Below are 12,775 nucleotides of genomic sequence, written 5' to 3' on the forward strand. Positions count from 1 at the left end.
TTTAAACGACAAATGTGGCAGGCTTCGGCGATGAAATCCGTACGGGGACTCTGGCGCTGACCAGGGGGCGCGGGTCAGGGCTGTCCGCATCTAATAGTAAGATTTCAGCATGAAAGGTGATAAAGTAGGCGACGCAGTTGTTGCGTTTAGTCAGCAAAGGATGAAAGGCTAATCATCTCTATTGTCCGCAGCCGGTATCTGCCCGGCTGGTGAGAATACAGGTGTGCCCTGGGAACAACAGTGCTTAATTACCGGAAGAAGCAGGCGAAACCTCTTGTACCTTTATATTGAGACTCTGAAACAGAGGCTGGATGCCATTAATCAACTGCGTGTTGATCGGGCAAAAGCGGCTATGGGACCTGCATTCAGACAGGTGTATAGTTTGCTGCCGGCATTATTGCAGTATCATCATCCTATGCTGCCAGGCTACCTTGAGGGTCATGTACCACAGGGTATCAGTTTTTTTACGCCTGAAGATAATCAGCAGACCTTACTGAACCAGCTTGCCGGAAGACCCCTTCATCTGCCTGATATTTCCAGTGGTGAGGCACCTATCACCGGTGTTTACTCGATGGGCAGTACCTCATCGGTCGGGCAGAATGGCTTGTCCGACCTGGATATCTGGGTATGTCACCAGTCATGGCTGGATAGCGACGAAAGACAAAAGTTACAGCAAAAATGTCATCTTCTTGGCCAGTGGTGCATCTCTCTGGGAATTGAAGTCACTTTTTTTCTGATTGATGAGAACCGTTTCCGTCATAACGAAAGTGGTAACCTCGGGGCTGAAGATTGCGGCAGCACCCAGCATATTTTATTACTTGATGAATTCTACCGTTCTGCTGTGAGACTGGCGGGCAAGCGTATTCTGTGGAATATGGTGCCGGGTGAAGAAGAAGCTAATTACGACGATTATGTGATGTCGTTGTACGCTGGCGGGGTACTGACCCCTAATGAATGGCTGGATTTAGGTGGATTAGGCACGCTGTCGGCCGAAGAATATTTCGGTGCCAGTCTGTGGCAGCTGTATAAAAGTATCGACTCTCCCTATAAAGCGGTTCTGAAAACACTGCTGCTCGAATCCTATACCCGTGAATATCCCGACACCCGTCTGCTGGCGATGGACATTAAACAGCGGCTGCATGATGGTGAGATTGTCAGCTTCGGGCTCGACCCTTATTGCATGATGCTGGAAAAAGTGACTCGCTATTTACAGGACATTGATGATCCTGCGCGACTGGATCTGGTTCGCCGCTGCTTCTATCTGAAGGCCTGTGAAAAACTCAGTGTGGAACGGCCCGGGGGCCGTTCTCTGTGGCGGCGTGAAATACTTAGCCAGATGGTCAGAGAGTGGGGCTGGGATAGTCAGCGTCTGCAGATGCTCGACAGCCGTGCCAGCTGGAAAATTGACCAGGTGCGTGAAGCCCATAACGAATTACTGGATGCGATGATGCAGAGTTATCGTAACCTTATCCGTTTTGCGCGGCGCAATAATCTGAGTGTCAGTGCCAGTCCTCAGGATATCGGGGTACTGACCCGTAAGCTGTATGCGGCTTTTGAGGCCCTGCCAGGTAAAGTGATCCTGGTGAACCCGCAGATCTCACCGGATCTGTCGGAAGAAAACCTGACGTTTATTCATGTGCCTGAAGGGCGGGCTAACCGTCCTGGCTGGTACTTATATAATCAGTCGCCGGATATGGACTCCATTATCAGTCACCAGCCACTGGAATACAGCCGTTACCTGATAAAACTGGTGGCATGGGCATGGTTTAATGGTCTGCAGACCCGTAAGACACGACTGCATATTAAAGGGAATGGCGGTTGTGATGCCGGACGTTTACAGGAAGTGGTTAACGATATATCACAACAGTTTCCGTTACGGGTTCCGGCACCGACGCCGAAAGCATTGTACAGCCCGTGCGAGATCCGACACCTGGCGATTCTGGTGAATCTGGAATATGACCCGACAGCGGAATTTCGTAATCAGGTGGTACATTTTGATTTCCGTAAACTGGATGTTTTCAGTTTCGGCCAGCAGCAACGTTGTCTGATCGGCAGTATTGATCTGTTGTATCGAAATTCGTGGAACGAGGTTCGCACACTGCATTTCAGTGGTGAGCAGGCGATGATCGAAGCACTGAAAACCATTCTGGGAAAAATGCATCAGGATGCATTACCACCGGATGCGGTCGACGTCTTTTGTTATAGCCAGCATTTGCGGGGATTGATCCGTACCCGTGTGCAGCAGCTGGTCTCTGAATGTATTGATATCCGTCTGTCCAGTACCCGCCAGGAACCGGGCCGCTTTAAAGCCCTGCGGCTGGCTGGTGATACCTGGGGAGTCTTTTTCGAGCGGATGAGTGTGTCGGTACAGAAACTGGAGAATGCTGTGGAGTTTTACGGGGCCATTTCTAATAACAAACTGCATGGCCTGTCGATCAAGGTGGATTCACTGCAGGCCGATGTTCCGGCAGTGGTTAATGGCTATGCCAGTGAAGGAATTATTCAGTTTTTTTTCGAAAATAACCCGCAGTCGGATGACTTCAGTATTTATATCCTGGATGAAAGTAACCGGGTGGAGGTCTATCGTCACTGTGAAGGAAGTCGTGAAGAGCTGGTGCGTGATGTCAGTCGTTTTTACTCTTCCTCTCACGATCGTTTTACCTATGGATCCAGCTTCGTGAATTTCAATCTGCCCCAGTTTTATCAGCTGGTCACGGATGAAGGTAAAAGCCGGGTGCTGCCGTTTCGTTCTGTCTCTCATGATGAAGTGGCAGAAGATGTTTCGCCGCAATTCAGTCGTGACGTGCTGCCGCGTTCCCGAAACCTGTTTTAAAGCATAACGGCCCGCGGTCTGTCGCCGGGACCGTCACTGGCCGGTCAGAAGCTGAATTTTTCACCGGACTGCAGGCTGCAGGCTTCAGCCAGCAGGTGCCAGAAGTCACTGCCGGTGCGGTCACATACCCAGATCGGTGACTGATAGCTGAAGTGGTATCCACCGGTTTTGGTCGCCAGCCAGACCTGGTGCAATGGCTCCTGACGGTTAATGACAATTTTAGTGCCATTGTCGAAACTCAGGGTCATTACGCTGCCATGGGTTTCATAATCAATATCAGCATCGCCCTCATGCGCATCCAGACGTTCTTCGACGGCCAGTAGCAATTGGTCTGCCAGTTGGTGAAATTCACTGTCGTTCATCATAGCTCCCGTGTTTTTGGCAAAGTATAGCGCGCTGATATTGTTTGCCAATCATTGTCTGGCGCGGCAGGGATCAGATATTAAGCAGCTTATGCGAATTCAGGGATTTTCTGTTGCTTTTCCTTGTTCAACTGCGATGATAAGTGAACAGGAAAAAGCACAGAATGAGTGTAATCAAGATGAAGAAAATGTTCGGCTGGCTGGCGTTAATCGTGATCCCTGCGGTACTGACGGGATGCGGTCTGAAAGGCCCCCTTTACTTTCCTAAAACCGAAACCACACAGCAGGAACAGCAGCAAACAGCCCCGGTAAACACCTCGGAAACTGATGCGGCAGCGCCAGCGGGCACAGTGGCACCGTAACTAACCGATCACCGGCGGAGCAAAACATGCAGTTTTCTAAAATGCACGGCCTCGGCAATGATTTTATGGTCGTTGACGCAGTGACTCAGAATGTATTCTTTTCGCCGGAACTCATTCGCCGGCTGGCAGATCGCCATCTCGGGGTCGGGTTTGATCAGTTACTTATTGTCGAACCTCCTTATGATCCCGAGCTGGATTTTCATTATCGTATTTTTAATGCCGATGGCAGTGAAGTCGCCCAGTGCGGTAATGGCGCTCGTTGTTTTGCCCGGTTTGTCCGCCTTAAAGGCCTGACTAACAAAAGCGATATTCGTGTCAGTACCCAGACCGGAAGAATGACGCTCAGTGTGACCAGTGATGAGCTGGTAAGGGTCAATATGGGCGAGCCGGATTTCGAGCCCGGTAATGTCCCTTTTCGCGCCAATAAAGCAGAAAATCTCTATTTAATGCGGTTGCAGGAGCAAACCATCATGTTTGGCGTCGTATCGATGGGCAACCCGCATTGTGTTATTCAGGTCGACAATATTACAACCGCGGCGGTTGAACTTATCGGCCCGCAAATGGAAAGCCATGAGCGTTTTCCGGAACGGGTAAATGTCGGGTTTATGGAAGTGGTCTCTGAGGCGCATATCCGGTTACGTGTTTTTGAACGCGGGGCAGGAGAAACCCGGGCCTGCGGCAGCGGTGCCTGTGCAGCAGTCGCCAGCGGAATTCAGCAAGGCCTGCTGGCAGATAAAGTCCGGGTCGATCTGCCGGGTGGCAGCCTGCATATTACGTGGGGAGGACCGGGCACGCCGTTATATATGACGGGGCCTGCAACACATGTCTATGACGGATTTATTCATTTATGAAATCAGATGAAGACCAGGAGTTACTGAATTCTGTGATGACTGACGATCAGTCGGTCAGTGATTATCTGCGCCTGAACCCCGATTTCTTTATCCGTAATGCGCGGCAGGTGGAACAGATGCAGGTACCGCATCCGGTGCGCGGCAGTACCTCGCTGGTGGAATGGCATATGGCTCGTCAGCGTAACCATATCCGGCTTCTTGAAGAAGAAATCACCCTGCTGATGGAGCAGGCCACGGCGAATCAGCAACTCTTCGGACAACTGCTGTCATTGCAGTCTCATCTGGCCAGTGCCGGTAGTTTAACGGAGATGCTGAGCCGGTTACATCGCTGGGCCAGGAATCTGGGGCTGGCCGGGGCCAGTGTGCGGTTATTCACGGAACACTGGCAAACGGGAGCGCCTTCAGAATTTACCCATCTCGGGTTATCCCGCCAGTCCTTTGATTCACTGCGTATTCAGCGGCTGGGACGCAGACAGCATTATCTGGGCCCGCTGAATGGCCCAGAGCTGTTACTGTTGCTGCCGGAAGCGAAAGCGATTGGTTCAGTTGCCATGTCGCTGATGGGCGAAAATGAAGATGTCGGGGTACTGATTTTCAGTAGTCGTGATAAACAGCATTACCACCCCGGTATGGGCACCGAATTACTGGAGTATCTGGCAGGTATGCTGCCTGCGTTACTGACACGCTGGATCAGCCGGCGATGAATACCCCGATCCCCGTAACGCTACAGAGTCCGGTTGACCAGTTTCTGCGCTATCTGAAAGTGGAACGACAACTTAGTCCGCTGACACAGACCAGTTATCAGCGCCAACTGGCAGCGCTGACAGAAATGATCAATGAGATGGGCCTTCAGCAGTGGTCGCTGCTTGAGCCAGCTCATGTGCGCGCACTCGCAGCCAGAAGCCGGCGAAACGGGTTACAGGCGACCAGCCTGGCCCTGCGTTTGTCGGCTTTGCGTAGCTTTCTCGACTGGCAGGTCGGGCAAGGGTTGTTGCCGGCGAATCCGGCCAAAGGTATTGCCACACCAAAAACGTCACGCCATTTACCGAAAAATATTGATGTTGATGAGATGGGGCAACTGCTGGACATTGATCTCAATGATCCCCTGTCGGTTCGTGACCGGACCATGCTGGAGGTGATGTACGGTGCAGGGTTGCGTTTATCTGAGTTAGTCAGTCTTGATTGTCGCGATTTCGATGCGGAGCAGGGCGAAGTCTGGGTAACAGGCAAAGGCAGCAAAGAACGTCGTTTACCGGTGGGACGTACTGCCTGTGAATGGCTGCAGCGCTGGCTGGAGATGCGCGATTTATTCGGGCCGCAGGACGATGCGGTTTTTCTCTCGATGCAGGGGAAACGTATTTCGGCCCGAAATGTACAAAAACGCTTTGCCGGCTGGGGCATCCGCCAGGGACTGAACAGTCATATTCATCCGCATAAATTACGCCATTCCTTTGCGACTCATATGCTTGAATCGAGTGGCGATTTACGTGCGGTGCAGGAACTGCTGGGCCATGCCAGCCTGTCCACTACCCAGATCTATACGCACCTGGATTTTCAGCATCTGGCATCTGTGTATGATGCTGCACATCCCCGAGCGAAACGAGGAAAAAAATAATGCGTTTTTACCGGCCAGCCGGCACTGTCAGTGCCATGACCTTTGACCTGGATGATACGCTGTATGAAAACAGCGATGTTATCCTGACTACGGTCGAGAAGACTCATCAGGCATTACAGGATTTTCATCCGGTATTGCAAAACGTGACGCTGTCAGACTATGAGCTGGCACGTGAAGAGATTAAATATCATCAGCCAGACAGCGTACATGATGTGACCCTGTGGCGGGAAAAATCTGTATACCTGCTGATGCAAAAGCACGGATTATCTGAACAGCTGTGTCAGCAAGGGGCATCTCATGTGATGTCGGTATTTGCCGCCTGGCGCAGTCAGGTCCATATGCCGCAGAGTACCCATGACGCGCTGCAATACCTGGCTGAGCGTGTTCCGCTGGCCGCGATCACTAACGGTAATGCCGACCCGCAACTGATGGGCATTGCCGGCTACTTTCGTTTTATACTGCGGGCCGGCCCTGACGGGCGGGCGAAACCAGCGCAGGATATGTACCGGCTGGCGGCCAGTCATCTGGGGTTACCGGCCGGTGAAATTCTGCATGTCGGCGATGATTTAACTACGGATGTGGCCGGATCGCTGCTCAGCGGGTTTCAGTCCTGCTGGATTAACCCGTTCCGGCGTAACCTGATGACAGCCTGTGATGCACGCCTGTTACCACACATGGAAATTTCACGGTTGGATTCCCTGACTACACTGGTATAATGGCTGTAAAAATATACAGTTAAATTCTCCTGATTCGCGGTGCCTATGGACGTTTCTGATCTGCTCAACAGTTTAAATGATAACCAGCGTGAAGCCGTTGCGGCACCGCGCAGTAATTTGCTGGTACTGGCCGGGGCGGGCAGTGGTAAAACCAGGGTGCTGGTTCATCGTATTGCCTGGTTACTGACCGTCGAAAACTGTTCCCCGTATTCGATTATGGCGGTGACCTTTACCAATAAAGCCGCTGCAGAAATGCGTCACCGAATTGAGCAGGTGCCTGGCACCAGCCAGGGGGGGATGTGGATTGGTACTTTCCATGGACTGGCTCACCGCTTATTACGCGCACATCCGCTGGATGCCGGATTACCTCAGGATTTCCAGATCCTCGACAGTGAAGACCAGCTACGGTTATTGAAACGCTTAATTAAGGCCATGAACCTTGATGACAAACAGTGGCCGGCACGTCAGGCGATGTGGTACATCAACGGTAAAAAAGACGAAGGATTGCGGCCTAAGCATATCGACAGCTACGGTAACCCGGTAGAGCAAACCTGGCTGAAAGTGTACCAGGCCTATCAGGAAGCCTGTGACCGTGCCGGGCTGGTGGATTTTGCCGAACTATTATTACGCGCTCACGAATTATGGCTGAATAAACCGCATATTCTTAACCATTATCGTGAACGTTTTACTAACCTGCTGGTGGACGAATTCCAGGATACTAACAACATCCAGTATGCCTGGATCCGTATGCTGGCGGGGGACAGTGGCAAAGTAATGATCGTCGGCGATGATGACCAGTCTATCTATGGCTGGCGTGGTGCTCAGGTCGAAAATATTCAGCGCTTTCTCACGGATTTTAACGGTGCCAGAACAATCCGGCTGGAACAAAACTATCGCTCTACCAGTAATATCCTGAAAGCTGCCAATACCCTGATTGCCAATAATCAGGGGCGGTTAGGGAAACAGCTGTGGACTGAAGACGGTGAAGGCGAACCCATCTCGTTATATTGTGCATTTAATGAACTCGACGAGGCACGGTTTGTTGTCGGGCGGATTAAACACTGGCATGAACAGGGTGGGGCGCTGGCAGACTGTGCCATCCTGTACCGCAGTAATGCCCAGTCGCGGGTACTGGAAGAGGCGTTACTGCAAAGCAGCCTGCCGTACCGGATTTATGGCGGGATGCGCTTTTTCGAACGTCAGGAAATTAAAGATGCCCTCGCCTACTTACGCCTGATATCGAACCGTAATGATGATGCCGCTTTCGAACGTGTGGTCAATACACCAACCCGGGGAATCGGCGACCGGACTCTGGAAGTCGTGCGTCAGGCAGCCCGAGACAGACAACTGACCCTCTGGCAATCTGCGCGGGAACTGTTGTCTGAAAAGGCGCTGGCGGGCAGAGCTGCATCTGCATTATTGCGCTTTATTGAACTGGTTGACTCACTGTCACGGGAAACCAGTGAACTGTCGCTGCATGTGCAAACTGACCGGGTAGTAAAAGATTCCGGGCTGTGGATGATGTATGAACAGGAAAAAGGTGAAAAAGGCCAGACGCGTATCGAAAACCTTGAGGAACTTGTGACGGCAACCCGTCAGTTTAGTTATCAGGATGAAGATCAGGATTTGATGCCATTACAGGCATTTTTGTCACACGCAGCGCTGGAAGCCGGTGAAGGGCAGGCGGATAAATGGCAGGATGCGGTACAGCTGATGACCATGCATGCTGCGAAAGGGCTGGAATTTAGTCAGGTATTTATTGTCGGCATGGAAGAGGGGATGTTCCCGAGTCAGATGTCACTGGAAGAAGGCGGACGTCTGGAAGAAGAACGCCGTCTGGCCTATGTCGGCGTGACCCGTGCTATGCAGAAACTGACGCTGACCTATGCCGAGAGTCGCCGGTTATACGGTAAAGAGGTATATCACCGCCCGTCACGGTTTATTGGTGAGATCCCTGAGGACTGTGTGGAGGAGGTCAGATTACGGGCCAGTGTCAGCCGGCCGGTCAGCCACCAGCGAATGGGGGCACCGGTGACGGCCAATGACAGCGGTTATTCTCTGGGACAGCGGGTCCGGCATGCGAAGTTTGGTGAAGGCACTATTGTTAACCTGGAAGGCAGTGGTGAGCATTGTCGCCTGCAGGTCGCATTTCAGGGCCAGGGGATAAAGTGGCTGGTTGCCGCCTATGCAAGGCTGGAAAACGTCTGAGGACGGGTAGTTTCCTTGACGATTTTTTCGTCCCATCGTAACATGCGCGCACTATTATTATCAGAGGACAACGCCTTGGACACGCCCAGTCGCTGCTGGCACACAGACCTGAACAACAGGCGAAACTGTTAAGGCAACCTCTTTTACCGGTAGCCCTGACGGTTATCGGTAACTCTCTGTAAATCATCGTCATCTGAGCCAGCACTGATTTACCATTCCTGTGGTTTATCGTGTTCAGGCGCCTGCTGTGCCAATCATCGGTTTTCCTGCGGTGTACAGCCTTGTCCCGTCATATAAGATATGGGGAGTACGTACTGCTATGCTGAGTGCATTTAAACTGGAAGACAATCGGTTAACCCGTCTGGAAATGGAAAGTGACGATAGTCAGCTTACGTCCTCAGTCTGGATTGATTTGATTGAACCTGAAGAACAGGAACGTGACTATATTCAGGAACAGCTGGGACAGAGCCTGGCAACACGTCCTGAACTGGAGGATATCGAAGCATCGGCACGTTTCTTCGAAGATGAAGACGGCCTGCATATCCACTCATTCTTCTTTTTTGAAGATGCAGATGATCATGCGGGTAATGCGACCGTCGCTTTTACTATCCGTGACGGTCGTTTGTTTACGTTGCGTGAACGTGAGTTACCGGCATTCCGCTTATACCGGATGCGGGCCCGTAATCAGACCCTGATTGACGGTAACGCGTTTGAGCTGTTACTGGACCTGTTCGAAACTAAAATCGAACAGCTGGCGGATGAGATTGAAAATATTTATACGGCGCTGGAGAAATTAAGTCGCGTCATTATGGAAGGACAGCAGGGTGAAGAATATGATGAAGCCTTGTCGCGACTGGCTGAACTGGAAGATATCGGCTGGAAAGTCCGCCTGTGTCTGATGGATACCCAGCGGGCACTGAATTTTCTGGTCAGAAAAGCCCGTTTGCCTGCCAATCAGCTTGAACAGGCCCGGGAGATTCTGCGCGATATAGAATCACTGCTGCCGCATAATGAATCCCTGTTCCAGAAAGTTAACTTTCTGATGCAGGCTGCGATGGGTTTTATCAGTATTGAACAAAACCGCATCATTAAAATCTTCTCGGTAGTTTCTGTGGTTTTCCTGCCACCGACCCTGGTAGCTTCCAGCTACGGGATGAACTTTGAGTTCATGCCGGAACTGAAGTGGAGCTTCGGTTATCCCGGCGCGATTGTACTGATGATCCTTGCGGCACTGGCCCCCTACCTCTACTTTAAACGACGTAACTGGCTATAAGCCCCGTTATACAGGCAGCCTGGCGGGCTGCCTGCTGTGCGCTGGTTTCACAATATTCCTCAATCCCCTGAGCTGCCAGTACCAGTACCGGATCGCCGCGGAATGTACTGGTCTGGGGCAGAGAAAGATCAGAGTCCTGCAAAAGGCTGCAGAGCTGTTAACGGCTCTGCAGTAATCGCTAAAACGAGGGATCAGTATTCTGAGTCGGTAATCACTTCTTCACCGAGATCGCCGGCTTTTGGCAGTGGTAAATAAGAAGAGTTTGCGGCCCGCAGTACCCGGATACCCCGCGCCCCGGCTTCACGGGCTGCGGTAATATCGCTGTCTGCATCACCGTAGTAGATACGAATATTTTTCTGTTTAATCCAGCGGATTTTGGTGTTTTCACCGGCCCGAAAACCGCTGAAAATCACCGGGTTCATTTTATCCTGTGGAATAGAGAAATCCTGTTGCAGGATCCGGCTGACGGTTTCGGTGCTGGTCGGGGTTCGTGCTGTAATAAAATAGACCTGATCGCCGCGCTGTAAATGCATCTGAATCAGCTGGCGTGCAACCTGTTTGGGAATACTGAATTCATCCCAGCCATTATTCATTTTTTCCCAGAACTGCGGATTATTCAGGTAATCATTATTGCCCGGTGAAAACATTTTCTGGCCGCGGTAAAAACCGGGTGTTGAATAAAGCACCGTATCGTCAATATCAAAACCGACCGCCATCGGTGGACGGCCCCGTAAATTGTTCTCAATCTGTGCCACTGATACCCAGTGTATGGGTTGCCGGTGCGCCAGCCCGGCAGCAGTGATACCTGAGTATAACGGCGTAGCGGGCTGGACCTCGCTGGCCTGAGCCAGAGGCTGCAGAACCAGCAGAGAAAGGGTACACAGAGAAAAAAGCAGTTTACGTAATCTCATAACGGTGAGTCCTGGTATTTGTTAATGAATCAATAAGATAATGGCTATCTGATAGCATTAACGGGACACTCTGTAAAATAATTATTGCGGTTTTATGAGGTGGTTACGGTTGCCGTATTATCTGCCGGCTAGCCGATCAGGTAAGTTGCCGTCGCGGTAGCAATATAGTCCTGTTGTTGATTATGTAATTCGACCCGGCCGACGGCGACTTTATTACCGGCCCGGAGCAGCTGTGCGGTAGCGATAAATTTCTCTCCGCGTCCGGGACGTAAATAGTCAACCCGTAAGTCAATGGTGCCCATCCGTGAAATACGCTGACGAAGTTCTTCTTCACTGATCATATCCTGGCGGGTCAGGGCATGGTTAACACAAACCAGTCCGGCGGCCACGTCCAGCACCGAAGCAATGACACCGCCGTGCAGAATATTTTGCAGGGCATTACCCACCAGTGATGGCGCATTTTCCAGGGTCAGGATGGCCTGTTGATCATCCAGATGCTCCAGCTTCAGCCCCAGCGCCCGGTTAAAAGGCATACTGTTTACAAAGATATCACTGACCAGGGTTCTTGCCTGATGTTGTGTCAGATAACGCAGGCTCATAATTCACCTGTGGCAGGTTATTCGGCTAAGTCATTTTCTAATATTATGCTGTTATTCATCGGCTTTCCAGGTGAATATGAGCGGCCATTTTTTGGCATTTAACGATGTGACTGCATCGTTTTTGGTTTTTTTTTCTATCTTCGGGAGTATAGATTATGCGTTTCTTTGGCTACGGAATGGCTGCTGCCTTGCTGGTGCCTGCGCTGGTACAGGCGAAGGAAGCTAAAATATGCGAGGTTCATGATAATCCCGCTGTGCGCGGCAGTATCATCGCTAACTTACTGGAAAAGCATGATAATGCTTTTTTACTGTATCCCTATGAGAGTAATTATGTGCTCTATACGGATACCAGTAATATGAACACCCCGGCCATTTCCAGCTACCGCTGGGCAGATAAAGCGAATAAAGATGAATTAAAATTTCAGCTGAGCCTGGCGTTCCCTCTCTGGCGCGGGATTGCCGGTGACAATTCGGTACTGGCAATGTCTTATACTCAACGCTCGTGGTGGCAGATTTCAAATACCAAAGCGTCGTCACCGTTTCGCGAAACAAACTATGAACCACAGCTTTTTGTTGGCTGGGCAACAGATTACCGGTTGGGTAACTGGACATTACGTGATGTGGAACTGGGTTTCAATCATCAGTCCAATGGCCGGAGCGACCCGACTTCACGTAGCTGGAACCGGGTATATGCCCGTTTGATGGCAAAAAATGGTAATATGCTGGCAGAGATCAAGCCCTGGTATCGTATTCCCGAAAGTGCGGGCAGTGACGATAATCCGGACATTACTAAGTATATGGGCTATTACCGGGCGAAACTCGGGTATATGCTGGGTGACAGTATCTTCAGTATTGAAGGCAACTATAACTGGAACACCGGTTTCGGTGGCGCCTTACTTGGCTGGAGTTATCCGGTCACAGAGCATGTGCGTTTCTATACTCAGCTGTTTAGCGGTTATGGTGAGTCACTGATTGATTACAATCACCGCCAGACCAGGATTGGCGTCGGTTTTACTTTAAATGATTTATTCTGATTAAGAGCGCA

Annotated in this window: 12 protein-coding genes; 9 read left to right on the forward strand and 3 right to left on the reverse strand. The window is 51.1% G+C overall.

Annotation, left to right across the window (positions count from 1 at the left end; all coding sequences use genetic code 11):
* The first annotated feature begins 274 nt into the window (after positions 1 to 274).
* Complete coding sequence (locus JK211_RS08205) at positions 275 to 2,833, forward strand: class I adenylate cyclase (RefSeq protein WP_212708195.1); 2,559 nt, start codon at positions 275 to 277, stop codon at positions 2,831 to 2,833.
* Positions 2,834 to 2,877: 44 nt separating this feature from the next.
* Here the strand turns inward: JK211_RS08205 and cyaY are convergent, their stop codons facing one another.
* Entirely contained in the window at positions 2,878 to 3,195 is a 318-nt protein-coding gene (gene cyaY, locus JK211_RS08210) for an iron donor protein CyaY (protein WP_212708234.1), read from the reverse strand.
* A 164-nt stretch (positions 3,196 to 3,359) separates the two neighbouring features.
* Here cyaY and JK211_RS08215 point away from each other — a divergent pair, with 164 nt between their 5' ends.
* From JK211_RS08215 to corA, 7 genes are all read left to right on the forward strand, one after another.
* Positions 3,360 to 3,557, forward strand: coding sequence for a lipoprotein (locus JK211_RS08215; protein WP_249213174.1), 198 nt, complete (start codon positions 3,360 to 3,362; stop codon positions 3,555 to 3,557).
* Between the two features lie 26 nt (positions 3,558 to 3,583).
* The gene (gene dapF, locus JK211_RS08220) at positions 3,584 to 4,408 is read left to right on the forward strand and encodes a diaminopimelate epimerase (protein ID WP_212708196.1); all 825 of its coding nucleotides are present in this window, start codon (positions 3,584 to 3,586) and stop codon (positions 4,406 to 4,408) included.
* Positions 4,405 to 5,112, forward strand: coding sequence for a DUF484 domain-containing protein (locus JK211_RS08225; RefSeq protein WP_212708197.1), 708 nt, complete (start codon positions 4,405 to 4,407; stop codon positions 5,110 to 5,112). The genes dapF and JK211_RS08225 overlap by 4 nt, the downstream gene beginning before the upstream one ends.
* On the forward strand, positions 5,109 to 6,023 hold the full coding sequence (gene xerC / locus JK211_RS08230) for a tyrosine recombinase XerC (protein WP_212708198.1): 915 nt from the start codon (positions 5,109 to 5,111) through the stop codon (positions 6,021 to 6,023). Before JK211_RS08225 ends, xerC begins: the two co-directional genes overlap by 4 nt.
* On the forward strand, positions 6,023 to 6,739 hold the full coding sequence (yigB, locus tag JK211_RS08235) for a 5-amino-6-(5-phospho-D-ribitylamino)uracil phosphatase YigB (protein WP_212708199.1): 717 nt from the start codon (positions 6,023 to 6,025) through the stop codon (positions 6,737 to 6,739). Before xerC ends, yigB begins: the two co-directional genes overlap by 1 nt.
* A gap of 45 nt (positions 6,740 to 6,784) precedes the next feature.
* Entirely contained in the window at positions 6,785 to 8,947 is a 2,163-nt protein-coding gene (gene uvrD, locus JK211_RS08240) for a DNA helicase II (RefSeq protein WP_212708200.1), read from the forward strand.
* A gap of 319 nt (positions 8,948 to 9,266) precedes the next feature.
* Positions 9,267 to 10,220 carry a magnesium/cobalt transporter CorA gene (gene corA / locus JK211_RS08245; RefSeq protein ID WP_212708236.1) on the forward strand — a complete coding sequence of 318 codons (954 nt, stop codon included), beginning with the start codon at positions 9,267 to 9,269 and terminating at the stop codon, positions 10,218 to 10,220.
* 191 nt (positions 10,221 to 10,411) lie between these two features.
* On the opposite strand, the gene aphA is transcribed toward corA, so the two are convergent.
* Together aphA and JK211_RS08255 are read right to left on the reverse strand one after the other, a co-directional pair.
* Positions 10,412 to 11,131, reverse strand: a complete 720-nt coding sequence (aphA, locus tag JK211_RS08250) for an acid phosphatase AphA (protein WP_212708201.1) — start codon at positions 11,129 to 11,131, stop codon at positions 10,412 to 10,414.
* Between the two features lie 128 nt (positions 11,132 to 11,259).
* Positions 11,260 to 11,730, reverse strand: a complete 471-nt coding sequence (locus tag JK211_RS08255) for a thioesterase family protein (RefSeq protein ID WP_212708202.1) — start codon at positions 11,728 to 11,730, stop codon at positions 11,260 to 11,262.
* A gap of 155 nt (positions 11,731 to 11,885) precedes the next feature.
* Here JK211_RS08255 and pldA point away from each other — a divergent pair, with 155 nt between their 5' ends.
* The gene (pldA, locus tag JK211_RS08260; protein WP_212708203.1) at positions 11,886 to 12,764 is read left to right on the forward strand and encodes a phospholipase A; all 879 of its coding nucleotides are present in this window, start codon (positions 11,886 to 11,888) and stop codon (positions 12,762 to 12,764) included.
* The last annotated feature ends 11 nt before the right edge of the window (positions 12,765 to 12,775 follow it).

The organism is Tatumella sp. JGM130, assembly GCF_018257525.1.
Lineage (GTDB): Bacteria > Pseudomonadota > Gammaproteobacteria > Enterobacterales > Enterobacteriaceae > Tatumella > Tatumella punctata.